Consider the following 26,434-nt stretch of genomic DNA (forward strand, 5'->3'; position numbering starts at 1 on the left):
AACATCGAGGAGAGCTAATGTCAATGGTTTTATTAGAAAAAATATCAATAGGTGTTGTTGTATTTGCATTAACGGTTAGCTCTGCATTTGCATTAGAACCAGTAAAAGTTGTTAAGCACCATCGTGGAATACAAAATGTTATTCTTACTCCTTTTAGTAAAACATCAATCCGCACAGTCGCCCATGGTCACAGGGGAATATATAATTATGTTATATTATACCTAAAATAGAAAAGCTTAATAATGATTGATTACGTCATCGAGGTGAACAAAGTGCTGAATTGATCGCTATAGTAGGTTAAACAAAATTTACTTTTTGACTTGTAATAAGAGTAAAATTTTGATTAATAGCTGAAACCGATACATTCCCTATGATCTTCATAATTGAGGCCTCTGATTAAACTTTTTATAGACTGACACGGTTTTTTCAAAACCTCGCAGTGACTGGAAAATGTCATTACGAGCGAAGCATGGCAATCCAATTATTCAGAGAACTCAATTTTTATTTACAATCGCAAATATTTTACCCTCTGATGACAAACCGATGACAGATGAGATGTAAAATAGTAATAACTAAAGCCTGCTCCTAAAAAAGTGGGGCTATTCTAAAACCTACGGAGCCCCCCCATGCCAACACCCCTCTACATCATCGACAGTCAAGTAACCGATAAAGAGCGAATAATCGCAAGCCTAGAGAGTGGTGCAAAGTATTACGTATTAGAAGCCGATAAAAATGGACTAGAACAAATAGCCAATATACTCAGCGGATACAATGATGTAGAGAGTTTGCATATCATTTCACACGGAGAGAGCGGAAGTATAACACTGGGCAATGTAACTCTCAATCAGACGAATATAGATGGCTACCAAGAACAACTTCAAACAATCGGACAATCCCTCAGTACTAAAGGGGATATTCTACTGTACGGATGTGATGTAGCCCAAGGGGAAAAAGGGGAGCAGTTCATACAGACACTCTCAACCTACACCAATGCAGATATAGCAGCATCTACCGATCTCACAGGTTTAAAAGGAGACTGGAACCTAGAGGCAACTACAGGAACTATTGAGAGTAATACCCTAAGCGTTGAACACTATACCTCAACACTTTTAAATTTAACCGCAAGTGCCGGTACCACAAACGATACTCTTATCGGAAGCGCTTTGAACGATACCCTAACCGGTAATAGCGGAAACAATACCCTAAACGGTGGAAAAGGAAATGATACCCTAAACGGTGGAGCAGGGAATGATACCCTACTAGGTGGAGCAGGTAATGATATACTCGATGGAGGAGAGGGGATTGATAACGCAAACTACGGTAATGCAACTATCGGAGTACATGTCGATCTTACTATCACTACTGCCCAAGATACACTAGGAGCAGGAGTAGATACCCTAACCAATATCGAAAACCTAACCGGAAGTGCATACAACGATACCCTTATCGGAAACAGTGGAAATAATATCCTAAACGGTGGAGTAGGTAATGATACCCTAAGAGGTAACGGAGGATCCGATCACTTAAACGGGGAAACAGGTGATGATACCTTTATCATCACACGGAACTCCGATATGGTTAATTCCATCATCAACGGAGGGGCAGGAATTGATACCCTCAAGCTTGAAGGGTATGCCAATCTCGACTTGACAAAAATCGGAGACACTCGTCTCCAAAATATCGAAACCATCGATATTACAGCTAACGGAAACAACAACCTAAAGCTCTCAACTATCGATATCCAAAGTATGAGTACCCTAGAGGGTGGATACCATAGCATTACCATCAACGGTAACACAGGAGATACCCTAACCCTCACCGATGGTACATGGACACGAACCAATGCACCATCGGGATACATCACCTATACTGATGAAACTACTCAGACTAAAATCATGGTTCAAGAGGGGATAACTGCTTTGAGTGCTAATCACACTATGGACTCTGCGGATACCATAGCCCCAACCATTACCTCAAGCACTACAGCCCCCACAATCAATGAGAACAGCGGAGCAGGGCAAGTAATCTATACAGCTACCACAACCGATACCAATAGTGTCACCTATAGCCTCAAAAATACAGGAGACTACACTCTCCTCACTATCAACCCTACGACAGGAGCAGTCACCCTTGGCGCTAATCCCGACTATGAGGCTAAAAACGGTTACAGCTTTACCGTCATAGCAACTGATCAAGCAGGTAATGATAGTGAGAAAGCCGTAACGCTATCAATCAATAACCTCGATGAAGTAGCACCAACGATTACCTCAGAAACAACAGGGAACGTAAAGGAGAGCGCTGTGGCGTCTACCGTAATCTATACTTTCAACGCAACCGATACAGCAGACATTTCAGCAGGTATTACTTACAGTTTAAGCGGAGTAGATGCAGCACTACTTGATCTCAATACTACCAATGGTGAAGTGACGTTAAAAGCAAGTGCAGATTATGAGACTAAAAACAGCTACATCTTTACCGTAGTAGCCAGTGATGGTGTAACCACACCAACCACTAAAGATGTCGTAATTAATGTTACTAACCTCGATGAAGTAGCTCCAACCATCACTTCAGGCACTATGGCTACCACCATCACTGAAAACAGCGGAGCAAGCCAAGTGATCTACACCGCAACCTCAGACGATACCATCGATTACGTCAGCGGTAACACTGTCTATAGCCTAAAAGCAATAGATGATTACAATCTCTTAACTATCAATAGCGCTAGTGGAGAAGTAACCCTCACAGCTAATCCAGACTATGAGACTAAAAACAGTTACAGCTTCACCGTAGTAGCAACCGACACCGCAAGTAATGCGAGTGAAAAAGCCGTAAGCTTATCGATCACCAATATAGACGATATTGCCCCGACCTTTACCTCGGCAAGCACCGTATCGTTTGACGAGAATATCGGTTTTGATCAGAGGGTATATACGGCTACGTCCGTTGATAACGACTATGCGAGCGGTAGTACAACGTATAGTCTAAAACCTACGGGAGATTACAAGCAGTTCTCCATCAATGCCCAAAGCGGTGAGGTAAAACTGTACAACAATCCTAATTTTGAGACTAAAAACAGTTATGACATTACGATCATAGCGACCGATGCGGTGGGAAATGCAAGTGAGCAGAATGTTTCAATGAACATCAATGATCTCAATGAAGTTTCCACCTTTGCGATAGGTAGCGGTAAAACTCTAACCTCTGTTTCCGGAGCACATCTGTATCATACCGATTCAATAATCCAAAACAACGGAAAAATTATCGTTGCAAGTTCGGATACTAATGGTGCCATTTTGGTACGTTATAACCCAGATGGGAGTATCGATACCACTTTCGGAACCTCCGGTAAAATAACGACGGCACTCTTTGGTTCAGTTGAGAGTATGACGCTCCAAGAAGACGGTAAAATCGTCGTAGCGGGGATGGCGTATGGAGCAAGTGAGGAAGATTTTGTTGTAATGCGCTACAACAGTGACGGCTCACTCGATACGACCTTCGGCAGCGGCGGAAAAGTGATCTCTACGGTCGGAAACAGCATAGATTATGCTCTAAGCATCACTATCCAAAGCGATGGAAAAATCATCGCCGCCGGATTTGCTTACGGTGCATCGAATGCAGATTATGCACTTGTCCGTTACAACAGTAATGGCTCACTCGATACAACGTTCGGCAATAGTGGGAAAGTGACGACGGCATTAAGTGGTATCGATTATGCCAATGCGGTAACGGTGCAAAACGATGGCAAAATTATAGTAACGGGCTACACGCTAAATAGTTCAAATTACGATTTTGCAACCGTGCGCTACAACAGTGACGGAACCCTCGATACGACGTTCGGCAGTGGCGGAGTCGTCATAACATCGTTTTACGGGAGCGGTACTTATGAGAGTGCCCAAGCTATTACCCTCCAAGATGACGGTAAGATACTCGTTGCCGGAAATGTATCAGGTTCTTTTGCACTCGTGCGATACAACAGTGACGGAACGCTTGATAGTACGTTCGGAAGTGGCGGTAAAGCACTCTATTTCTCATTAGGAAGTGGAGCAGGGTACGATGTCGCTCTTCAAGATGATGGAAAAATCGTTGTGGCGGGAGAGTTCTTCGGTACGAATCGTGATTTTATGGTGGTACGTTATAACAGTGACGGAACACTCGACACTACGTTCGGTACTGGGGGGAAAATAACCACACAATTTGGAAATAATGATGATATTGCCTACAGTGTTGTGCTTCAAAGCGACGGACAAATTGTCGTAACCGGAACTGCAACTACCGGTAATTTTGCACTTGCACGTTACAACAGTGACGGTAGTCTCGATACGACATTCGGTACGATGAGTACAACTCTAAATGCCAATACAACCTACACAGAGGCAACTCCCGCCGTCGTGATGGATAGCAGTGTCATTCTCACCGATCCTGAGTTTGCCCATATCGATAACTACGATGGTTCTACCCTAACCCTCTCCCGTAACACTGGAGCCGACACTCATGATCAGTTCTGCGGAGCGGGGATCGTTGCGACGCAATCCTCGGGGAGTGTCATTATCTCTTCACTCAACATTGGTACCTACACCTACAGTGGGGGTACGCTCATTATCACCTTTAACGCCTCAGCAACTCAAACACTGATGAACCAAACGCTTTCATCCTTAGAGTATCAGTACAGCGGTAACACCCCTCCAAGTAGTGTGCAAATCGGATGGACATTTAGTGATGGAGCACTCTCTACCACTGCGAACATAACCATCAATCTCATCGATGTCTATGACGGTCCTATTTTTACCTCCAATGCCACCCCTCCTTCTATCAATGAGAACTCCGGTGCGGGTCAAGTGATCTACACGGCAAGCGCGACCGATACCACCGCCATCACCTATAGTCTCAAAAACAGTGGTGATGCATCTCATTTTAGTATCAACAGCACGAGTGGAGCGGTAAGCCTAATCGCTAATCCTGACTATGAAGCTAAAAACAGTTATACCTTTACGGTCAATGCGACCGATACCGATGGAAATGTGACTGAACAAAACGTCAATGTATCGATCAACGATCTCGATGACATCGCGCCGACGTTTATCAGTACAACGGCTGAGACGACTACGGCTGACGTTACGACCTCTACGGTTATCTATGATGCAAACGCTACTGATGTAAATAGTATTACGTATAGTTTTGCAGGTGGCTTTGATGATTCGTCCTTTACGATCGACTCTGCTACAGGATATGTTCGGTTTAACACACTACCTGATTACAATGCCCCAATCGATAGCGGAAATAACAATATTTATGATTTCATCGTTCGGGCAACCGATTCGATGGGGAACCATGCCGATCAAAATATCGCCCTTACTGTAACTCCCGCCTATGTCTCTCCTGCTGGGCAGAGTGTTATTAGTTTAGGAACATACGGAAACCTAATCGCTCCGGTTCAAGTTGATGGAAAATGGTACTATGTATGGGATATGAACGGTGATGGAGTAAACAATATTGATCAGAATACAAACGGAATGTACGCTGAGGATGGCAGTATCGCCAACAGCTCCGGTTCGGGATACCAGTACGATTACACTACCCATGATCTGTTAGATCAGCTTTTAAGTCACGATAGCAACCGTATCGTCAATATCACTGACCAAAACATGGATGGTAATTACGGCACGACGGATGAGTACCGATACGGTACGATAGGTGGTGTAAAAGTAGCCCTCGCTACCAGCGGTGTGACTGTACCATTAGAAGATATTTTCTTAACGGACGCTGGAATTTATACAGATTTGGCGGCTATATGGGATAGCTACAATAGTGGTGATATGAGCAATGGAACACCAAATGGATGGGAGATTGCACCGTATTGGTCCGCAACGGAAAATAGCACAGGAAATCATACAACCAATTATTTCTATAATGGAATGGTTATGGATGTCTATGATGATAGCTACACAGGGATGGTTGCCCTACAAGTGCTTTAAAGAGTAAATGAATAAAAATTTAAAAACTATATTTTAATGACAAAGCGATGACAGAGAGAGGTTACAATTTATTATTAAAATAAATTGGAGTTAGTACTATGGAAATCAAAAATCAAAAAAGTTTGGTGCTTATCGGTCTGTTGTGTGGGGTAAGTTTTGCCTATGCATCACCGATAAATGAAGCGGAAATATTAAAGCATCATCGTGGGATACAAAATGTTAAACATACTACATGTATTAAAATCTCAACCTATGAGGTTACGCAACGTCATAGGGGGATGAATAGCATAAGAAGATGTGACAATATTCTTGTAAAAGAAGAAATAGATGAAAATACACCACGTCATCGAGGTGAGCAACAAGTTTAGTGACAAAGCGATGACAAACGGAGGTTAGAATAGCGATAGAACTATCTTAACCACTCAAAGGTCATCAGATCATGGCAACCACTCAACAAATTACTTTTATCCTCGACAATGTCGACGATTATCAGACTCTCGTTGCAGGAATCCCTGCTGGAACCTCCGTCTATGTATTAGAGAGCAGTGGCGATGTTTTGGCGCAGATGGCGGCGATTGCATCAGGTTATTCGAATCTGGATACGATTCATTTGTTCAGCCATGGAAGCATCGGAGCACTCAATCTTGGCTCATTGATCCTAAATATCAATAATCTAAATACTTACGCAGATACCCTCTCACAAATCGGTGCGAGTCTTAGTGTAAATGGAGATATCCTCCTCTATGGGTGTAATGTAGCGCAGGGGGAAGTAGGGCAGAGTTTTATCGATACCCTCGCATCCTACACTAATGCCGATATCGCCGCCTCCGATGATGTGACTGGTTCACGTGTGCTAGGAGGGGATTGGGTACTCGAATCTCATAACGGAGAGGTTGAATCCTCTAACCTCGTAATCGATGATTACCGCTCTCTGCTCTCCGCCGTCACTTCATCCACTATCATGTATCGGGGACACAGTATGGGGGAATATAAAAATCTTTATGCCTTCGCCACCCTCCGCGCCGATGGTTCGGTGGTGACGTGGGGATATAACAGTTTTGGTGGAAATAGCAGCAGTGTATCACTCGATGGAACTATCGATGTCACTCAGATATTCTCGAATCAGTATACTTTCGCCGCCCTCCGAACCGATGGCTCGGTCGTGACATGGGGATGGGGCGGTTATGGCGGAGATAGCAGCTCTGTTGCCTCTGCCCTCGATGGAACGACTGATGTCACTCAGATATTTTCGAACAATGTTGCCTTCGCCGCCCTTCGTTCCGATGGTTCGGTGGTGACGTGGGGAGATAGCAATTATGGCGGAAATAGTAGCGGTGTTGCCTCTGCCCTCGATGGAACGACTGATGTCACTCAGATATATTCGACAGGCTTTGCCTTCGCCGCCCTCCACACCGATGGCTCCGTCGTGACATGGGGAGGTAGCAGTTATGGCGGAGATAGCAGCAGTGTTGCCTCCACTCTCGATGGAACGACTGATGTCACTCAGATATTCTCGACTGAGAGTGCCTTCGCCGCCCTCCGCGCCGATGGTTCGGTGGTGACGTGGGGAGATAGCAGGTATGGCGGAGATAGCAGCGGTGTTGCCTCTGTCCTCGATGGTACCAACGACGTCATACAAATATTCTCAAATCAGTATGCCTTCGCCGCCCTCCGCGCCGATGGTTCCGTCGTGACATGGGGATATAGCGGTAATGGCGGAGATAGTAGCGGTGTTGCCACATCACTCGATGGACATATTAATGTGACACAGATAGTCTCGAACGGTGTTGCCTTCACCGCCCTTCGCATAGATGGTTCCGTCGTAACATGGGGATATATCTATGGTGGTGGAGATAGCAGCGGTGTTGCCTCTGCCCTCGATGGCACCATCGACGTCATGAAAATATGCTCGAATCAGTATGCCTTCGCCGCCCTCCGCGCCGATGGCTCAGTAGTGACGTGGGGAAGTAGTAGTTCTGGCGGAGATAGTAGTGCGGTTGCCAGCGCACTCGATGGAACGACTGATGTCATACAAATATTCTCGAACAGTTCTGCCTTCGCCGCCCTCCGCGCCGATGGTTCTGTCGTGACATGGGGAAATAGCAGTAATGGCGGAGATAGCAGCAGTGTTGCCTCCACTCTCGATGGAACGACTGATGTCACTCAGATATTCTCGACTGAGAGTGCCTTCGCCGCCCTCCGCGCCGATGGTTCGGTGGTGACGTGGGGAAATAGCAGTTATGGCGGAAATAGCAGCGGTGTTGCCTCCGCTCTCGATGGAACTATCGACGTTCTGAGTTTCGCCGATATTTCGAGCAATATTTCGCTTCATGCTCCGACATCATCAGATACTTCGATTACGCTCAATGAGGATTCATTTTTACACGGTGTTCTCCCTACCGCCACCGATATCGATGGAGACACTATCACCTACGCCACAGATATGGCTCCCTCTCACGGAATGCTATTTATTCAGAATAACGGTGCTTATATCTATATTGTTGATAGCAACTATCATGGCAGCGACACCTTTACTTATCGTGTTACCGATAGTAGTGGTGCTTATAATACTTATACGGTAGGAGTAAACATCACTTCTGCGATGAACCACGCCCCGACCTCACTAAACACCACCCTCTCAACAAACGAGGATACGGCAGTCGTTCTGAGCTTGAGCAATTTTGCATTTAACGACGCAGACACAGGAAATACACTATACAGCGTAAAAATTACCACCTTGCCAAATGCGGGAATATTTACCCTAGATGGATCGATGGTTACCCTCAATCAAGAGATTCTTGCCTCGGATATCAGTAGCTCTAAACTCATCTTTACCCCATCGGCTAATGCTAATGGAGTCGATTATGCCTCATTCGGATTCCATGTCTCAGACGGTACCGATTATAGCGTCTCTGAAAATACTCTCACTCTGCACGTCAAATCGGTTCGAGATGATATGACCATTAACGGGACAAGCGGCAATGACACTCTCAGTGGAGATACTATCGATTTAGGAAGTTACGATACCCTCTATGGGATGGATGGTAACGATATCTTAGATGGTAAATTGGGTGCTGATACGATGGTTGGCGGAGCTGGAGACGATCTTTATTATGTTAATAATACAGGAGACAGTGTTGTTGAATATACAAATGAGGGAATAGATCGAGTTGTTTCATCGATTAACTATACGCTCACTCACGATGTTGAACGATTAACCCTTGTTAAAACTGCTAATATCAATGGAACCGGTAACGAGATTAACAACACCCTCATTGGTAACAGTGGGAACAACACACTCGAAGGGTTAGATGGCAACGACATCTTAAACGGTAGTTTCGGTGAGGACACTATGATCGGTGGAACTGGAGATGATACCTATTATGTTGATAATGTAGGAGACAGTGTTATCGAAAGCATGGATGAAGGTATCGATAGAGTTAGCTCTTCGATTGATTATACGTTGGGTCAAAATGTTGAAAATTTATCCCTTAGAGAATTTGCTAATCTAAGCGGAACCGGTAATGAGCTCAACAACACCCTCATTGGTAACAGTGGGAACAACACACTCGAAGGGTTAGATGGTAACGACATCTTAAACGGTAGTTTCGGTGATGACACTATGATCGGTGGAACTGGAGATGACATCTATGTTGTTGATACTATAGGAGACAGTGTTATCGAAAGCATGGATGAAGGTATCGATAAAGTTAGCTCTTCGATTGATTATACGTTGGGTCAAAATGTTGAAAAATTATCTTTTAGAGGTACTGCTGATCTTAATGGAACCGGTAATGAGCTCAACAACAAACTCATTGGTAACAGTGGAGATAATATTCTGAACGGATTGAATGGAAACGATATCTTAACGGGTGGTACAGGTCGTGATTTATTTGTATTTGATACGACTCTCAACAGCACAACCAATAGAGATACTATTACCGATTTCAATGTAACCGATGATAGGATTGAACTATCTCATGCGATTTTTAATAACCTTTCTATAGCAACTGGAACATTTGATACAAACAATTTTTATGCAAGTAGCACGGGTAAAGCACATGATAGCAATGATTATATCCTTTACAATACTGCAACTGGTATTCTTAGCTATGATGAGGATGGAAATGGTTCAGGCAAGGCTATTGCATTCGCTATTCTCACCGGACATCCTACTATTACTTTTCAAGATTTTAATGTCATTTAAAACTTATTTTTTCCTCTCATTATAGGGGAAAATGTTGATTATGGTGTAATTAACTTCATATTCTGGGCTAAAAAAAGTCAATATTTATTTTAAGGATAAAAATGCAACGACCGTTTATGGCGTATGAAAATAATATCGATAGTTTTGAGATTGCTGAACTGCATGTTGTTAACAATATTGACAAAATCACAATAGAAGGATCAATAGAACTCACTAAAGATCAACAAGGATTAGCGTATGCACTGAAACTTAAACGGATTATTGATGCCGCAGTTGAAGCATTGAAACGTGATAGAAAAGTATTCGATATAGAGTGAACGTTTTAATGAAGTGAGTATTGAAGTTCAATGACACACTGATGACAATTAGATCTTACAATTACAATATGTAATATGTAGGAAACAAAAAATGAAATATACGGTATTTATTATACTATTTTTCTTTTCACAATCTTTATGGAGCGATGATAAACACCTTCTAGATATCCTTATCGACTCGACGCTTAAACATCATCCCAGTGTAAAATCAGCTCAACTTGCGATTCAAGGTGCCGAGGTAGGTATAGAAAGTGCAAAATGGGGATATTGGCCGACACCCTCTGTATCTGTTGATAATTCAGAAGGGCGACGCAGTACACTTTTCCAACTCTCACAACCGCTATGGAGTGGTGGAAAACTTGATGCAGTAGTGGATAAAGCAACAGCATACAAATCTGAAAGTAATGCTGATTTGGAACAATCGCGTTATGATTTGGCGTTCAAATGTATCGAACTCTACGCAACTCTCATTCAAACACAAGGTCGAATCTGTGCACTCGATGAGTCAATAAATCGATTACTAAGATACGATACAATGATTCGCCAACGTGTCGAGGGAGGTGTTTCCCCTTCGAGTGATCGGGAGTTAATCTCTAACCGAATTTCCCAAACGCGCAATGAGCGTCTGAACCAATCAACAGCACAAAGAACAGCTCTTTCTCAGTTACATCTTTTAAGCGGTATGGATATTCAATCTTCTATGATTGATAATAACTATCTTACTCATATAAAAATATCATCAATCCAATCACTGATTGATAATGCCTATGCCACCTATCCTATTTTTAAAAAACAGCGGGCACAAATCGAAGCAGCACGATATGAACTTGATAATGCCAAAGCACAACTTTCACCTAATCTTTCTGCAAAAGTAGAACGACAAATCGGTTCAATTTATCAAGATAGCTACAGTGACAATCGTTTTATCCTAAGTGTATCGATGAATACTGGAGCAGGATTGTCATCCCTTTCGAATATTCAATCAGCTCAGCTAAAAATTGATCAGCTCCTCCAAAACGTGGAAACTTCTAAAATCGAGCTTGCTCAAAAAATAGAGTCTGACTACGATAACTATGGTCTTCTGGATGAGCGTATTACCATCGCTGATCAATCAATACACTCTTCTGAAGAGGTATTAAATTCGTATACCCGTCTTTTTATAGCAGGAAAACGAAGCTGGCTCGACGTTGTTAATGCTGCGCGTGAGCTTACGGATAATCAAAAACTTAAAAGCGATATGGTTGCATCTTCTGTGATTTCGGGTGAGAGACTTAAACTCTATCAAGGCAAAACAATCATGACACCTTCTACAAGTGAGAATAAATGATATTACCCCATACTATACGCTGGTTTTTAGATGAATGTGCCCATATTAGAGGTATTGGTCAAAATGAACATCATGTTTATGAAGAAGCTACCAATGTAAAGCAACCCTTTACTGATTCGATAGAACACCTTTATAATTTAATAGATTTAAGTGGTTTTGAAAGACGACCGACATATTCGTTCCCTGATGAGAAACAGCTTCCGATGGTTGCTTTAGACAGTGAAAATTCAGTGATTATTATTTATGCTAAAAAAGATAGCGGAGAATGGTTAATACGTAGTTTTAAAGGTGAGAATAGTGTAGATGCCTTTGCACCCAATACACAGTTCATTTCACTTGTTGAGAAACAAAAGATTCACAATTTTACCAAAGCTTCTCAGATGTTTAGCTCTGTAGCATGGAGAGAAAAAAATATTTTTATGAATGGAGCACTTGCTTCAGTACTCATTAACGTTATAGCCCTCTCTACCTCATTCTATAGTATGCAAATCTATGATCGTGTTATCCCAACACAGGGTATGGCAACACTAATAGCTTTGAGTGTCGGTGTATTCATTGCGATGATATTTGAACTTGTTATGAAAGTAGTCCGTACTAAAATTGTTGATAGGGCGATTGAATCGATGGACATTACCTATTCACATGAGATATTCCGTAGACTACTCAATATACGAAGTGATAGGTTTCCTCGAAGTATCGGCACCCTCTCTTCCAAAGTACAAAGTTATGGTGCAGTACGAGGTTTTATCACCTCTGCATCTCTTTATTTGTTGGTTGATTTACCATTTGCTCTTTTATTTGTTGTTGTCGTTATTATGATTGGTACGCCGATATTAGGTGTAATCGCAATAGCTTTTTTTATTCTCTCTATTATTGTAGGTGTAGCATTTCGTACCAAAATTGATAAGTTAAGCCGTGAATCTAATAATATCAGCCACAAAAAATTAGGACTTTTGGTTGAGACTATAGAAGGATCAGAAACCATCAAAACAGCAGGTGCTTCATGGCAACTGTTAAATCGTTGGAATCAAATGAGCCGTTTAGGTATCGAAGATGATGTTGCTATCCGTTTTTACAGTGAGCTCTCTATGTATCTTTCAGCTTTTATGCAGCAAAGCAGCTACATATCGATTGTCGCAGTCGGCGCTTATATCGTAAGTGTTGATCAATCGATGACCATGGGAGGATTGATCGCATGTACTATTCTTTCGGGTCGAATGCTTTCTCCTGTTAATATGATTCCCAATATGCTAGTGCAATGGGGAAAAGCAAAAATGGCGATAGAGGACATTGAAAATATTTATGTGCTTGAGAGCGAAAATGAGGGGATAAATAAACCTCTCAATCCTGCAATCATTACTAATAACTTTGAGGTGCATAACGTAACATTTGCCTTTGAAGATCGTCGTATTATTACCATTCCCCATCTCACAATCCGCTCAGGTGAAAAAATAGCGATACTAGGAACGATAGGATCAGGTAAATCGACACTTTTGAGATTGTTATCAGGACTGTATAAACCTACAGAAGGGAAAGTGATGATAGGGGGCTTGGATATTGCTCACATCTCACGTGATCGATTATCGCAAGAGACAGGATATCTTCCACAGGACACTAAATTGTTTGCGGGAACATTACGAGATAATCTAACTTTAGGTCTTAGCGCAATTGCAGATGAAATCATATTAGAAGCGTGTAACAATACCGGATTAATTCATTATATCAATGCTCATCCAAAAGGGCTAGATGCACCTATCGCTGAGGGAGGAAACGTTGTTTCAGGCGGTCAACGTCAGTTGATAGCACTTACCCGAGTCCTTATAAATAATCCAAATATCTATCTATTGGATGAACCGACGGCGAACTTAGACGAGGGGAGTGAACGTTATCTCATCGGAATGCTTATGCAAAAAATGAAACAGAACACTACAATGATTGTCGTAACACATAAACCTCAGATTCTCTCTATAGTAAGTAGAATAATTATTATTGGAAATGAAGGAATTATAATGGATGGGCCAAAAGAGGAAGTACTACGAAAAATAGCTGTTCCATATCAACAAAATAGGGGTAATGCATGAAAAATAATTATCAGTGGATTCCTACTATTGCTATGGGACTATTGATCATTTTTGTCCTATGGTCATCATTAGCAAAAATTGATCAAATTTCTCGCGCTAACGGAAGCGTAATAGCGATCAGTAAAACGCAGGTGATTCAAGCGTCTAATGACGGTGTCATAGAACAAGTTTATGCTCATGAGGGGAAAAAAGTACATAAAGGTGAGCTTCTAGTATTACTGGTTCAATCACAAGCCGATGCAGCACATAAAGACTCTCTCTCAAAAGTATCAGCACTAAAGGCTACTGTATCACGACTCGAAGCTGAAGTGTATGCCAAACCTCTCAATTTCTCCTTAGATATATACGCTTATCCTGAGTTTATTTCCAACCAACGTGCTTTATATGAGCGTAGAAAAACAGCATTAAATGAGGAAGTGTCTAGCATTAATGATGGGCTAAAATTAGCACAAGAAGAATTGTCGTTGAATGAGCCCCTTGTCGCTCAAGGAGATGTAGGAAAAAGTGAAATAATCCGTATTAATAGTAAAATTGCGGAGCTCAAAGGGCAAATTTCTAAAGTTAAAAATAAATACTTTCAAGATGCACAAGCTGAACTTACAAAAGCACAAGAAGAACTCCAAACAAAAGAGCAAGAATTAGTGGACCGAAGCGTAACACTTGAACGTACAGAAATACGTGCACCAATGGATGGTATTGTCAAAGATGTTATGCTCAGCACTAACGGAGCTCGAGTCCGACCTGGTGATGTTATTATGGAACTCGTCCCTATGGGAGACCAGCTCATTATTGAAGCAAAGCTTAGCCCTAGTGATGTTTCATTTGTCCATACAGAACTTCCTGCAACCGTAAAACTTGATGCATACGATTATACGATTTATGGAATGTTACATGGAAAAGTAATTTATATCAGCCCTGATACTCTGATTGAAAAAACACAACAAGGAGAAAAACCTTATTTTAGAGTTCATATACAAATTACCGAAAAAGAGTTGCCAAGTAAGAAGGGGAAGAGGGTAACGATAGAACCGGGGATGAGTGCTAGTATCGATATCCGAACGGGAGAGAGAAGCCTTTTAGAATATATTAGCAAACCCATTACAAAAACGTTTGATAATGCTTTAAAAGAGCGGTGAAATCGATTTAAACAAAAGCATAACCGACATTTTTAATATTTTCAATCTGCAGATCAAATTTTTTTCTCAGCTTGAGAATCACATTTCGAAGTGTCCCTTCATTAATCTCTTCAGGATCGTCCCACAAATGTTCAAAAAATGTTTCTCGTAAAACAACATTCCGATGATTTTTAATTAATAATGCCATGACGATCCGTTCTGAAGTGGAGAGAGAGACCATTTCACCATCTTTAAGAATCATTCCCTCCATATCAATAGTAAAAGGATGTTTTTGCGGAATTGATTTCGTAAATTTATTTTTGATAACTAAAAAAGCTGCAATTAAATTTTCTTCGGAAACAGGTTTAATAAGATAAGAAAGAGGGTCTAAATCAGTAGCTTCTTTCATCGTCTCTATATCTTTGTAAGCAGTTAAAAAAAGAAAAGGGATATTCCTAGTTTTTAAAAAACGGGCAACATCAATACCATGCTTTGAACCTTTGATATTGATATCAACAATAGCACAGTCGATAGAATTATTGTCAATAATTTCAGTTGCTTCATCGTAACTTTGAGCGATACCAGCAATATCAATATCATGACTTTGTGCTACATCCGCAATAAAATGAGCAACAAGCCATTCATCTTCGATAATTAATATTTTCATTTAGTATGCTCACAAGCGAGAAAATGTAGATCTAAATGATCATGATAGACAATAATATTTGCGTCCATTTGTTTTACAAACTCCTTAATCATAGACCATCCGAGTTTCGGTAAACCAAAAGAAGAAGACATCTGTGCTTTTTGAAAAGTTTCACGATGATCGATGCCGTCATTATAGTGTAAAATTACACACAGGTCTAGTGATTTTTCGATGAAAATATGTACAGAACTTGTTTCATAAGGGGCAGAGTACTTAATATGATTGGTTATAAGTTCATTTATAATCAATCCCAAGGTTATTGTGTGATCAGTTTGGATATAAATGGGATCGTGTGAGTTTAAAGATATCTCTAAACCAGAATGCAGGCGTTTAAGAGAAAAAATTAATTTGCGGATATATTCATGAATTTCAATCATTTCAATAGCATCTTGTGAACAAAGTGATTCATGGACGGTAGCTATAGATTGGATTTGTGATTCCAAAATTTTTAAAGATTCTTGTGTCTGAATATCTGCCTCTTTACGTTGAATCCATAAAAGCCCAATAATAAATTGAAGATTATTTTTAACGCGATGGGTCAATTCACGTAACAATAGTTCGCGCTGTTCTATCACTAAAAGAAGCTCACGAGTCCGTTCAGATACACTATCTTCAAGATCAGTAGTATGTTTTTCAATCAGATAAAAAGCCTCTGATGAACGTTGCAATAATATAGTAGCCTGGGCGATTAAATATATCATAAACCCATAGGGCATTAAATCAATCGGTAAAAATATAATCATATTTTCAAAAAGTAATAAATCATGTACTATCGTAGCACTAAAAAATGAAAAAGCTAAAAAAGCTAATAATGATCCTTTTTCTTTGTATTGAAATGACTGAAAAAGTACCCAAAAAATATAAAAAACAAATGTTAGAACAACTATATTGTAATATGATAAGGACGCGGTAAAAAATAATGTAGAAGAAAATAAAGAAAAACCAGTAAATAATAACCCTACAAAAAGATAACTATACTCAGCAAACACAGAACTTCTTTTAGGATACAGAGCTCCAAAATAAAGGACAAAAAAAGGTAATGCTATATATGCACTTGAATATTCTATTCGTGCTAACATTTCCCAAGATAAATTTGGGAAATAATCTAAAATAATTTTTTCTCCTGTAGTTGTTGTCCGTATCGCGAATGAAATACATACCGCACCAAACCATAAAGGGGCTTGGTCTTTTTTCCAAACGATATATTGAGCTATATGATATAACCCAAATAAAAATAGAATAGTGGCAACAATTTTTTCGATAATACTGGTGTATAAATGATGTTTTTCTAATATCCCCTGAGGTGCTATCAGTGGTACACCATAAAATCCGATATGTCGATGTTGAGAATTTGCTAGATACAACAACAGTTTTGTTTGAGTAGTTAATGGGGTAAAGTTAATAATAGGATAATATGCTTCAGCTTTATGTTTGCCGTTAATCTGATCAAATTTTCCAGATGATCCAATCAATTTTCCATCAGCATAAAGTTTCCAAACAGAATAGGGCTGTTTCATATTGATTGATAACGGAATATTAGGTACAGTTTTTAGTGTGAGAGAAAGAGCAACAACTTTATTCGGATATTTAATATGATTTTCAATAAACTGTGGAAGCAAAATTGATTGATTATTATCAAACGATCTACTCGATGTTGAAGACAAAACCCATGGACCTTTTAATGGTCTCGTCCCATTAATATCAGTAATATCCATAGAACTATCTGCATTTAAACTCGAAAAATAAAAAATAGTAATAAATATTATAGTTCTAAATAGGTGTGTCATATTGTCTCATATGCTGGAAAATGTATTTCTAAATAACCTTCATGAATAATGATCTCACTCTCCATTTGTTTCACGAACTCCTTAATCATTGGCCAACCAAGTTTAGGTAAACCAAAATGTGCTTGTGGTGTAGTATTAAAAATTTCTCGATGGTCAAACCCATCAGTATAATATAAAATAGCCATACCATTGATGTGTTTTTTTATACGTATATGAATAGGACGTATATCTAATGGATTGGAATATTTCAGATGATTGGTAATAAGCTCATTTAGTATAAGCCCCATAGAGATTGTATGATCAGTTTTAATATAAACTGGTTCACTTATATCTAGGTTTACGGTTAATGTAGAATGTAGGTTGCGAAGTGAAAAAATCAATTTTTGAAGATAATCGTGGATTTCAATAGCTATAACGGCATTTTGAGAACAAAGTGATTCATGAACTGTAGCTATTGATTGGATTTGAGACTCTAACGTTTTTAATACCGTTTGTGTTTTAGGATTGCTCTCTTTCCGTTGAATCCACAACAATCCAACGATAAATTGAAGATTATTCTTTACACGATGGGTCAGTTCCCGTAAAAGAAGCTCCCTCTGCGCCACAAGAGAAGTTAACTCATAGGTTCGTTCATTAACGATTAACTCTAGATTCTCTGTGTGGATTTCGATTAAACGAAAAGCGTGAGCGGAACGTTTTAGCAATACAGCTGCTTGTGCTATCACGTATAGGGCAAATCCATAAGGTGCAATATCATTGGAATTTGTCAATAAATTATCAAAACGTAAAAAATCATGCATAATAAATAAGCTTAACATAATAAAAGCGATAAAAGCCAATAATGAGCCATCTTCTTTTTCTTTCACTGCTTTAAACAGCGATAACAATGTATATATGATAAATACAAGGTAGATAATTTCATAAGGAAATAAAAATGGAGTAAAAAATAGAGTAGGGAAGAGAGTACATAATGATAAAAAAAATGCTCCAGTATATACTGAAAGCAATTTAGCCAATCGTATAGTTTGTCTAGGATAGAGAGAGTCCAAATACCAGACAAACAGTGGTAGAGAAATGCATCCACTTGCATATTGTAAACGAAGTAATGTTTCCCATGAGGTATTATGAAATATATCTAAAAATACCTCTTCACCAGTCGTAGACATGCGTAGGGCTACTGCGAGACACATAAGTCCAAACCATAAGGTAGCTTTATCTTTTCGCCATGCTGAGAACAATCCTATATGATACAACCCTACTAAAATAAATAAAACAGTTATGATTGATTCGAAGGTGTATATTTCCAGATGTTGTTTTTCTAATATACCCTGCGGTGCAATCACAGGTACACCATAAAAACCTATATGTTCATGCTGAGAGTTTGCTACATGAATCATCAACAGTGTATTTGAATCTGTAGGGGTAAAAGTAATGAGCCCTTTCTTAGTTGAAGCTTGATGCTTTGTGGAATCTAGTCCAAATATTCCTGATGATGCAACTTCTTCTCCATTAATCAATAATCTCCAAACTGTAAATGGTTGCTTTAAATCAAGAGTTAAAGGAAGATTAGGTGTTGTTTTGAGATTAAGAACAAAAGTAGCTTCGCTCTGTGATGTTCCCAAAATTGATTCAATAAAGGTTGGAAGTTTAATAGCTTTATTTTGTAACCGTATATCCGAAGGATCATATATGATACCTGATGAAAAAGCCCAAGAACCATCTAGCACTTTTGGTTGAGATAACTTACTAATATCAATTTCAGGAATAGCATAAACTTTAGGACTGATAAGTAAAAATGTAATGAGTAATAATACATTTTTTATATAACCCATTAATAACCTTTTAAGATGCTCAAATATTCTTGCATAGACTATCTCAAAATTGTATCAAACTCATGGTAAGTTGTGTATTAATGCTGATATCAGAGCTATTACACTTAGGATATTGGAGTATTTGAAAAGATTTATTTGAAAAGATTTTTTTAAGTTAATCACAAAAAACAAACTCAAAAAATAGATTTGCATACAATTTTATAAAGTGTTATGATGGCGATATAGAATATAGGGTACAAATATGTTCGTATCTCTCTATAAAACACAGGTGTGACACGATAAAACATTGATAAATAGGGGCTTTAATGACTATACGAGTTTATTACGAAGATACCGATGTCGGTGGTGTGGTTTACCACTCCAACTATCTTAATTTTTGCGAACGTGCGCGAAGTGAGCTTTTTTTTCAATCCAGCAGGTCTCCCATCACACTAAACGGTCATTTTGTAGTGAAAGAGATAAAGGCAAACTATCTCAAAAGTGCGAAGTTTGGTGATCTTTTGGAGGTTAAAACATCACTTAAAAATATCAAAAATGCTTCGATTGTAATGCATCAAAGAATCTTTCGTGGAGATGAACTGATCTTTGAAATGGATGTTAAATTGGTTCATTTGAATCATAAAGGGGAAGTCGCTCTCGTTCCTGAGGAAGATAAGCAATTTCTCATAGATATGATAGGAGTGTTAGAATAAGCTTTTTAATTTCGGCTTTAACGATTCTATCCGTTCCATTACTTTAGTATTTGAGCGGATCATTGCAATATCGGATGCCATCATCCCATCGACACTCATTATAGTACTTGACGCACCATGATCGAGCAAAAACAATGCAATGTCGGTATGATCTTTCCAAATTGCCAGATGCAAAGCCGTAGCATTACTCGAATCTTGGGCATTTATATCGGCACCTTGTCTCACTAAATATTCAACCATATCACCATTCCCTACCCACGACGCATACATAAGGATAGACTTGTTGTTGTCACTACGTGCAGTGTTAGCATCACTGATGGTTTGAACCATTTGTTTAAATGTTACCGTATCATTGCGATCAACCGCTTGGACAAGTTTAAAAATATCGGCACCGTTTAGTACACTGCACGCTAATAGAAAAAGAAAAAAAAGTTTTTTCATTGTTTAAATTGTTCAATAAACTCTTCGATATCGTCGAAAAGTGATTGTAAGTCCTCTTCATGCTCTACTTCATCTGCCAAAATTTGTGATATAAGATCATAGGTGACGATATCTTTTTCACGAGTCAGTTCCAAAAGATTTGAATAGGTGGTGATAGCGCATTGCTCACCCGAAATAGCTTGATCTAAAATCGCACGAACATCGGGGTTGGTAGGGGCATCGTATTTGCAATTTGAATGAGTAAGCCATTCGGATGGATGGAGTATCGGAGTGCCTCCCAGTTGTATAATACGTCCGCATACCATAGTAGCGTGGCGAAGTTCATCAGCAGCATGAAGATTTAATTCTGCCATTACAGCATCTTTCATAATCCCTTTGACTACTTTGGATTCTATAAAATATTGATAATATGCGAGCCATTCATCACAGTATGCTTTATTGAGTACATCGATTACTGTTTGTGCTTCGATCCCTTTGAGGATTGAGATTCCACGTTTTGCCATAACTAACTCCTTGGATGGTATGTTCAAAAAGTATATCTCTCTGCTTCTTAAATAATAATTATTTTCCTTTAGGAGAATATTTATTAAGATTTTGGCTCATATCCGTACTCTTTTGGAACCATCAGCTCAACAGGATATATTACTTGTGAATCTATAAGACGTAATGTATATCCTCTTGGTGTAGAGGTGAGTGTTGCAATAAGGTAGTCCATCCCGACACTGGTGGTATAGTTAATCCAATCAAAGGTCAAATCATTATTCATCAGTGCATTCGTCTCATAAATTTGAGGTACTTGTTCGATAATAGAGTTAGCTACAATCATATTTTGTCGGTCATGGTATTGGGTGAGTGTGATGAGAGTCGGATCAAAATTGATTTGTGTAGAGAGAATATTTTGTTCTCGTGCTCCGCTAAAGGTTAATTGGGCAGCCAACATAGATGTTTTCACGACAGGGAGGTGGGTAAGGACGCTCCGTTTCGAAAAAGCGGCGGGTTTTCCTAAATATTTAACAATATTAGACCCTGCCGTATCAACAGAATAGAGGGTAGATGTTTTAGAACCTTTTGGAGCGTTCATAGCGATAGTTTGTGTACGATTACTCAAATTTCGGCCTACCGGAGAGTCATCATAAAAAATAGCGAGAGAATTTGCCATATAGGGGAGTAATGCTTCGATCTGAGTTTCATAATCGATAGCCCCAAAAATGATATTATCGGGGGCTGAACCAACATCACGTTTATGAACTGTGGGGATAAAGATGAGTTTTTGAGACCCTATCTTGAGGAGGTTATTGACACCTCCGAGGGTTAATGGGGCTAAAATTGCATCAACTGAATCATGTTGAATTTTTGTTATTGTTTTGGCAATAGTGGCTTCTGATTCATCTGCTAACTCATATTTGATAAGTTCAAACGGATAGTTACGTGCCATGGAGGTTGCCAGCGCTACATTATAGGTAGAATTCGCATAGCGACCTATCACGGATGGAGCTACCATGACGGCTATTTTAATTTTATGATTCTCATTTATCTCAACGGATTGGGCAAATAGTACAAAAACACACGTACATAGATAGAATAATATTTTCATTTCAATGCCTCTTTAATACTTAATAAGGTACGCATCGCTTCTGGTTTGAAAGAGGGATTACGAATCAAGAAACTGGGATGAACCATCGGAATAATAATGCTGTTGCCGTAGGGAATCGATTGTCCTATAAGGTGATCATATCCACTTTCATCATGACTCAAAAGACGATACGCCTCTTCCCCTAATGTCACAATGATTTTGGGAGATAAAATTTCGAGTTGTTTGTGCAAATAGGGTGAACAACTATTACATTCACTGAGTGATGGTTGTTGAAAGCCGAAAGGTTTACACTTAACTGCATGGGTCATGTAGACATCATGGATAGTTAATTTTAGCACTTTTTCAATCATATCACGGAGCATCGAACCTGAGCGTCCCGTGTAATAGCTATTCGATTCATCTTCTGCACTGGAGACAAACGCATCTAAAAAAAGAATTTTAGGGGTTTGGGAACCGAATCCGCTCATACTTTGAGAGCGTGATTTACTCAGATCGCATAAATGACATTTTTGAATCGTTGTTACAAGAGTATCGTAGGAATTAGGGAGAGTTGATGTTTGTTCTTGCGGTTTATTGGGGCTAATAGGGTCAATATAGTTAAAACCAAGAGCTTTGAGGCGATAAAGATTTTCTAGAAGGGCTAAGTTTTGATAAGAGTTCATAAAGAGAGTATAAGAAAAAGGGTGTTAAAAAGAGCTAAAGATGGAACAGCTATCATAACAATTTTTGTACATACATCGCAATTTGACGCTCTTCATCCGTGGGGATTACTAACAGTTTGACCATACTCGATGAATCTTGAATCTCCCTGTTTTGTCCACTGTTTTTTCCATTATCAAATTTAATCCCTAAGTGTTCAAGCCCTTCACATACCATTTGACGTATATCGGGTGAGTGCTCACCGATACCACCTGTAAATACTACCGCATCGACTTTTGTGAGGATTGCCATATATGCACCAAGCTGTTTTTTGAGTGAGTGTACAAACATATCGATGGCTAAAATAGCGTTTTTGTCACCTTTTTCTTTTGCATTCAACAAGGTACGCATATCATTACTTCCGCCAATCGCTAAAAGACCGCTTTTTTTGTTCAGCATCGTCTCTATCTCGTCGATGCTCATTGGCGTGGCATGAGAAAGATAACCGATGATAGAGGGGTCGATACTTCCACAACGTGAGCCCATCATGAGCCCCTCTAACGGTGTCATCCCCATAGAGGTATCGATACTTTTCCCATTTTGGATAGCACAAGCACTCGCGCCGTTACCGATATGAAAGGTGATAAGATTGAGTGCATTTAGTGGTTTTTCAAGAGCCTCAGAAGCTTTTTGCGCGACATAATGGTGGGATGTTCCGTGAAAACCGTATCGGCGTACATGGTGGATTGTGTAGAGATTGTGGGGGAGGGGATAGTGGTAGGCGTGTCGTGGCATACTTTGATGAAATGCGGTGTCAAAGATGGCGAAATTTGGGACTTTCGGCGCGATAGCACGTGCGGCAATAATCCCTTCGATATTGGCAGGATTGTGGAGCGGTGCGAGGGGTATCAGTGCCGTAATTTCCTCTAAAACATCATCGTTGATAAGGGTAGGTTCATGAAAGCGTTCTCCGCCATGAACCACGCGATGCCCGATGGCGTCGATGTGTTCGATGTCGATATGGTGGAGTTGTAGCTGTTGACGCATCAGCTCAAATCCCTCATGATGGTTGGCAATCTCTTCGATAAGTCCATGATCGATGAGTTCTAGGGTTGCAGAGACGTAGATACTGTATTTGATGGATGAACTGCCGGCATTAATAACGAGGATACTCATGAATTCTCACTTTGAGCTTGGATAGCGGTGATGAGGATGGTATTGACGATATCCGTGATTTCACATCCGCGACTGAGATCATTAACCGGTTTTTTCAAGCCTTGGAGTACTGGACCTATGGCGATGGCACCTGAGGAGCGTTGAACCGCTTTATAGGTGTTGTTTCCGGTATTGAGATCGGGGAAGATAAAGATAGTAGCCGCTCCCGCAACCGAAGAATCGGGTAATTTTAGATGGGCAACCTCAGGATCGATGGCAGCGTCGTATTGGATAGGTCCTTCGATGAGTAAATCGCTACGGCTCTCTTTGATGATGCGGGTTGCTTCCCGCACTTTTTCAACATCATCACCGTGACCTGAGTTTCCGGTAGAGTAGGAGAGCATAGCGATACGTGGCGTTATCCCAAACGATTGTGCGGTTCGAGCCGATGCGATAGCGATTTGAGCTAATTCGGATGCGCTTGGGTCTTGGTTGATAGCACAATCGGCATAGACAAGCACTTTGGTATCCAAACACATAAAAAAGAGGCTGGAGACAAGGGAGATATCGGGAAGTGTTTTGATAATTTGCAACGCAGGCAAAACAGTCTCTTGAGTGGTATGGATAGCTCCAGAAACCATACCGTCCGCTGTACCGTCATAGACCATCATCGTAGCAAAATAGGTATCATGTGTCAGGGCTTCGTGAGCGGTTTGGAGACTCAACCCTTTATGGCGACGCATCTCATAGAATCGGGTGGCGTACTCCTCTCTCAGCGGTGACGTAGAGGGATTGATAATCGTTACTTTAGAGATATCGAGCCCTAGAGTATTGGCTTGATGGTGTATTTCCTCTGGGTTGCCCAATAAAATCAAATCCACTACATCACGACGGCATAAAATCTCAGTAGCACGAAGTATCCGTTCATCACTACTCTCAGGGAGGACGATTTTTTTGCGTACCGCACGAGCACGTTGAAATAATGAGTATTCAAACATGGCTGGGGTAATAACATCGGTATGGGCTGTGCGAAGTCGCTCTTGTAGCACATCAAAATTGATAGCATTCGTAAATTCACCCATCGCGAGGGAAATTTTACGTGTTTGTTGGGAGTGGAGTTGTGGTGAGATAGCATCAACGAGTAAAGCTGTTTGATAGGTGTCACTCTCAACACTAAATAAGGGGATATTAGGGCTAATCCCACGAATAAGATTCAAAAAATTCTCAGGCGGTGTTAACCCTCCGGTGAGGACTATACCTGCGATTGATGGGAACTCTTTGGCATTATGGGCAGAGAAAATCGCCAAAATAATATCCAGTCGATCCCCCGGAGTAATGATGAGATCGTTATCTTGGAGTTTGCCTAGAAGGTGTTCTATCGTCATCGCCGCGATTTTAGGGCGATGAATGATTCGATCAAAATCTTTTTTTACCCCTAAAATTTGACGGGCGTTGAGGGCGTATTGCATCTCACCGATACTGACACGGGAGAGATCATCGATTTCTGTCATAAAAAAAGTAGGGATATCATGTTGGTGATACTCTTCTTTGAGTATTTGATAGTTGAGCGAGCTAAGACGGTTTACAAATAGGGCAGTATGCTCTACATGCTCACTTTTGAGGGAGACTTTTTCTAACTCTATCTCATGATTGAGTTGTTCGAGCGTTTTCTCTTTTCCCCTTATGACACTGACATAGGGGGCTTGAAGATTTTTAGCAATGAGATGGTTAAAATTAAAAGAGAGTGTTTTCGAAAAGGAGGCTTGATCGAGCCCTTGAATAAGGACAAAATCATATTCGGATTCGAGGGCATGATATTTTTCCAAAAGATGCTCTAATATATCGGAGACTTTCCCCTCAGCAATCAACGATTCAACCTCATCGAGACAATAGCCATAGCAACTCTCTAGCGATTGATCCATACTAAAATGGTTAAGCATAAAGGCTATATCGTTGTCTTCTTCGACACTTTTTTCGATAATAGGACGAAAAAAAGCAAGTTTATGGACACGGCTTTTTAGCAACTCCATAAATCCTAGTGAGACGATCAGCGAACCTGCATTAGGTTCTAGGGAAGCAATATAGAGACTTTTCATATCCACAGTGATGCTCCTAATAGTATAGTGCTACTATGATATCGTGATTTAAATATATTTAATATTATGAATGTATCCCTTTATTAATGAGATTTTTAATAAACTTTTTTTGTTATAATTGACTCATTATTAAATGAGGTTTATAGATGAAAGTTATTTCAATAAAACTAAACCAACAGCTCAGACTCATCATCCAAGAGTACCGAAACAAACTCCTAACCGACCTCACTCAAAAAAGCAAAGAGGCAACGTCACTGCGTACCGAAGTGGAAACAACCCAGTTTCGTAATGCCAAACAACAAATCATCGCACCCGTAGACGGTACCATCGGAAAACTCTTAGGTCCCTCGTTCCCAACGTCCTCGTTGGGAATGCATATGAAAGTTAAAATTTAAGGAGAGGATAAAATGGGAAGAAGCCGTTATAAAGTCTATGAACCAACACACCCGCATTTTATTACATGTACCGTACTG

19 protein-coding genes are annotated in these 26,434 nt (G+C 40.1%); 10 read left to right on the forward strand and 9 right to left on the reverse strand.

Going from position 1 to position 26,434, the window contains the following annotated elements:
- The 8 genes from PHC76_RS13470 to PHC76_RS13505 form a co-directional block, all read left to right on the forward strand.
- Positions 1 to 230, forward strand: a 230-nt coding sequence (locus tag PHC76_RS13470; protein ID WP_300210482.1) for a hypothetical protein, incomplete at its 5' end; no start/stop codon positions are given.
- 396 nt (positions 231 to 626) lie between these two features.
- Positions 627 to 5,972: a DUF4347 domain-containing protein gene (locus PHC76_RS13475; protein ID WP_300210484.1), complete on the forward strand. Its 5,346-nt coding sequence runs from the start codon at positions 627 to 629 to the stop codon at positions 5,970 to 5,972.
- A 98-nt stretch (positions 5,973 to 6,070) separates the two neighbouring features.
- The gene (locus PHC76_RS13480) at positions 6,071 to 6,340 is read left to right on the forward strand and encodes a hypothetical protein (protein ID WP_299974083.1); all 270 of its coding nucleotides are present in this window, start codon (positions 6,071 to 6,073) and stop codon (positions 6,338 to 6,340) included.
- A gap of 71 nt (positions 6,341 to 6,411) precedes the next feature.
- Positions 6,412 to 10,179 (forward strand): DUF4347 domain-containing protein, encoded by a 3,768-nt coding sequence (locus PHC76_RS13485; RefSeq protein WP_299974080.1) that lies wholly within the window; start codon positions 6,412 to 6,414, stop codon positions 10,177 to 10,179.
- Between the two features lie 101 nt (positions 10,180 to 10,280).
- On the forward strand, positions 10,281 to 10,496 hold the full coding sequence (locus tag PHC76_RS13490; protein WP_299974077.1) for a hypothetical protein: 216 nt from the start codon (positions 10,281 to 10,283) through the stop codon (positions 10,494 to 10,496).
- Positions 10,497 to 10,587: 91 nt separating this feature from the next.
- A complete protein-coding gene (locus PHC76_RS13495) occupies positions 10,588 to 11,823 on the forward strand; it encodes a TolC family protein (RefSeq protein ID WP_299974074.1) in 1,236 nt (411 codons plus the stop codon).
- The gene (locus tag PHC76_RS13500) at positions 11,820 to 13,904 is read left to right on the forward strand and encodes an ATP-binding cassette domain-containing protein (protein ID WP_299974072.1); all 2,085 of its coding nucleotides are present in this window, start codon (positions 11,820 to 11,822) and stop codon (positions 13,902 to 13,904) included. Before PHC76_RS13495 ends, PHC76_RS13500 begins: the two co-directional genes overlap by 4 nt.
- Positions 13,901 to 15,040 carry an HlyD family type I secretion periplasmic adaptor subunit gene (locus PHC76_RS13505; protein WP_299974069.1) on the forward strand — a complete coding sequence of 380 codons (1,140 nt, stop codon included), beginning with the start codon at positions 13,901 to 13,903 and terminating at the stop codon, positions 15,038 to 15,040. The genes PHC76_RS13500 and PHC76_RS13505 overlap by 4 nt, the downstream gene beginning before the upstream one ends.
- 7 nt (positions 15,041 to 15,047) lie before the next feature.
- Here the strand turns inward: PHC76_RS13505 and PHC76_RS13510 are convergent, their stop codons facing one another.
- From PHC76_RS13510 to PHC76_RS13520, 3 genes are all read right to left on the reverse strand, one after another.
- A complete protein-coding gene (locus PHC76_RS13510; protein ID WP_299974066.1) occupies positions 15,048 to 15,686 on the reverse strand; it encodes a DNA-binding response regulator in 639 nt (212 codons plus the stop codon).
- Complete coding sequence (locus PHC76_RS13515) at positions 15,683 to 17,440, reverse strand: histidine kinase dimerization/phosphoacceptor domain -containing protein (protein WP_299974063.1); 1,758 nt, start codon at positions 17,438 to 17,440, stop codon at positions 15,683 to 15,685. The genes PHC76_RS13510 and PHC76_RS13515 overlap by 4 nt, the downstream gene beginning before the upstream one ends.
- Positions 17,441 to 17,508: 68 nt before the next feature.
- Positions 17,509 to 19,344, reverse strand: coding sequence for a 7TM diverse intracellular signaling domain-containing protein (locus tag PHC76_RS13520; protein ID WP_299974060.1), 1,836 nt, complete (start codon positions 19,342 to 19,344; stop codon positions 17,509 to 17,511).
- A gap of 305 nt (positions 19,345 to 19,649) precedes the next feature.
- Between PHC76_RS13520 and PHC76_RS13525 the strand changes: the two genes are divergently transcribed.
- Positions 19,650 to 20,036 carry a YbgC/FadM family acyl-CoA thioesterase gene (locus PHC76_RS13525; RefSeq protein WP_299974058.1) on the forward strand — a complete coding sequence of 129 codons (387 nt, stop codon included), beginning with the start codon at positions 19,650 to 19,652 and terminating at the stop codon, positions 20,034 to 20,036.
- Here PHC76_RS13525 and PHC76_RS13530 read toward each other — a convergent pair.
- The 6 genes from PHC76_RS13530 to pta form a co-directional block, all read right to left on the reverse strand.
- Positions 20,028 to 20,477, reverse strand: coding sequence for an ankyrin repeat domain-containing protein (locus PHC76_RS13530; RefSeq protein WP_299974055.1), 450 nt, complete (start codon positions 20,475 to 20,477; stop codon positions 20,028 to 20,030). The genes PHC76_RS13525 and PHC76_RS13530 overlap by 9 nt on opposite strands.
- Positions 20,474 to 20,980, reverse strand: coding sequence for a ferritin-like domain-containing protein (locus tag PHC76_RS13535; RefSeq protein WP_299974052.1), 507 nt, complete (start codon positions 20,978 to 20,980; stop codon positions 20,474 to 20,476). The genes PHC76_RS13530 and PHC76_RS13535 overlap by 4 nt, the downstream gene beginning before the upstream one ends.
- A gap of 83 nt (positions 20,981 to 21,063) precedes the next feature.
- Positions 21,064 to 22,071 carry a hypothetical protein gene (locus PHC76_RS13540; RefSeq protein WP_299974049.1) on the reverse strand — a complete coding sequence of 336 codons (1,008 nt, stop codon included), beginning with the start codon at positions 22,069 to 22,071 and terminating at the stop codon, positions 21,064 to 21,066.
- Positions 22,068 to 22,733 carry a uracil-DNA glycosylase gene (locus PHC76_RS13545; protein ID WP_299974046.1) on the reverse strand — a complete coding sequence of 222 codons (666 nt, stop codon included), beginning with the start codon at positions 22,731 to 22,733 and terminating at the stop codon, positions 22,068 to 22,070. Before PHC76_RS13545 ends, PHC76_RS13540 begins: the two co-directional genes overlap by 4 nt.
- 52 nt (positions 22,734 to 22,785) lie before the next feature.
- On the reverse strand, positions 22,786 to 23,886 hold the full coding sequence (locus PHC76_RS13550; RefSeq protein ID WP_299974043.1) for an acetate kinase: 1,101 nt from the start codon (positions 23,884 to 23,886) through the stop codon (positions 22,786 to 22,788).
- Complete coding sequence (gene pta, locus PHC76_RS13555) at positions 23,883 to 25,961, reverse strand: phosphate acetyltransferase (RefSeq protein WP_300210486.1); 2,079 nt, start codon at positions 25,959 to 25,961, stop codon at positions 23,883 to 23,885. Before pta ends, PHC76_RS13550 begins: the two co-directional genes overlap by 4 nt.
- Positions 25,962 to 26,107: 146 nt before the next feature.
- Between pta and PHC76_RS13560 the strand changes: the two genes are divergently transcribed.
- Positions 26,108 to 26,356: a hypothetical protein gene (locus tag PHC76_RS13560; protein ID WP_299974038.1), complete on the forward strand. Its 249-nt coding sequence runs from the start codon at positions 26,108 to 26,110 to the stop codon at positions 26,354 to 26,356.
- Positions 26,357 to 26,434 lie beyond the last annotated feature (78 nt).

The organism is Sulfuricurvum sp. (genome assembly GCF_028710345.1).
Taxonomy (GTDB): Bacteria; Campylobacterota; Campylobacteria; order Campylobacterales; family Sulfurimonadaceae; genus Sulfuricurvum.

Excerpts from the sequence above, each read along its gene's own strand:
- PHC76_RS13535 (WP_299974052.1), bottom strand. The coding sequence starts at position 20,980 with ATGGCAAAACGTGGAATCTCAATCCTCAAAGGGATCGAAGCACAAACA.
- pta (WP_300210486.1), bottom strand. The coding sequence starts at position 25,961 with ATGAAAAGTCTCTATATTGCTTCCCTAGAACCTAATGCAGGTTCGCTG.
- PHC76_RS13540 (WP_299974049.1), bottom strand. The coding sequence starts at position 22,071 with ATGAAAATATTATTCTATCTATGTACGTGTGTTTTTGTACTATTTGCC.
- PHC76_RS13490 (WP_299974077.1), top strand. The coding sequence starts at position 10,281 with ATGCAACGACCGTTTATGGCGTATGAAAATAATATCGATAGTTTTGAG.
- PHC76_RS13475 (WP_300210484.1), top strand. The coding sequence starts at position 627 with ATGCCAACACCCCTCTACATCATCGACAGTCAAGTAACCGATAAAGAG.
- PHC76_RS13520 (WP_299974060.1), bottom strand. The coding sequence starts at position 19,344 with ATGGGTTATATAAAAAATGTATTATTACTCATTACATTTTTACTTATC.
- PHC76_RS13495 (WP_299974074.1), top strand. The coding sequence starts at position 10,588 with ATGAAATATACGGTATTTATTATACTATTTTTCTTTTCACAATCTTTA.
- PHC76_RS13545 (WP_299974046.1), bottom strand. The coding sequence starts at position 22,733 with ATGAACTCTTATCAAAACTTAGCCCTTCTAGAAAATCTTTATCGCCTC.
- PHC76_RS13560 (WP_299974038.1), top strand. The coding sequence starts at position 26,108 with ATGAAAGTTATTTCAATAAAACTAAACCAACAGCTCAGACTCATCATC.
- PHC76_RS13525 (WP_299974058.1), top strand. The coding sequence starts at position 19,650 with ATGACTATACGAGTTTATTACGAAGATACCGATGTCGGTGGTGTGGTT.
- PHC76_RS13530 (WP_299974055.1), bottom strand. The coding sequence starts at position 20,477 with ATGAAAAAACTTTTTTTTCTTTTTCTATTAGCGTGCAGTGTACTAAAC.
- PHC76_RS13515 (WP_299974063.1), bottom strand. The coding sequence starts at position 17,440 with ATGGATATTACTGATATTAATGGGACGAGACCATTAAAAGGTCCATGG.
- PHC76_RS13500 (WP_299974072.1), top strand. The coding sequence starts at position 11,820 with ATGATATTACCCCATACTATACGCTGGTTTTTAGATGAATGTGCCCAT.
- PHC76_RS13505 (WP_299974069.1), top strand. The coding sequence starts at position 13,901 with ATGAAAAATAATTATCAGTGGATTCCTACTATTGCTATGGGACTATTG.
- PHC76_RS13485 (WP_299974080.1), top strand. The coding sequence starts at position 6,412 with ATGGCAACCACTCAACAAATTACTTTTATCCTCGACAATGTCGACGAT.
- PHC76_RS13550 (WP_299974043.1), bottom strand. The coding sequence starts at position 23,886 with ATGAGTATCCTCGTTATTAATGCCGGCAGTTCATCCATCAAATACAGT.
- PHC76_RS13480 (WP_299974083.1), top strand. The coding sequence starts at position 6,071 with ATGGAAATCAAAAATCAAAAAAGTTTGGTGCTTATCGGTCTGTTGTGT.
- PHC76_RS13510 (WP_299974066.1), bottom strand. The coding sequence starts at position 15,686 with ATGAAAATATTAATTATCGAAGATGAATGGCTTGTTGCTCATTTTATT.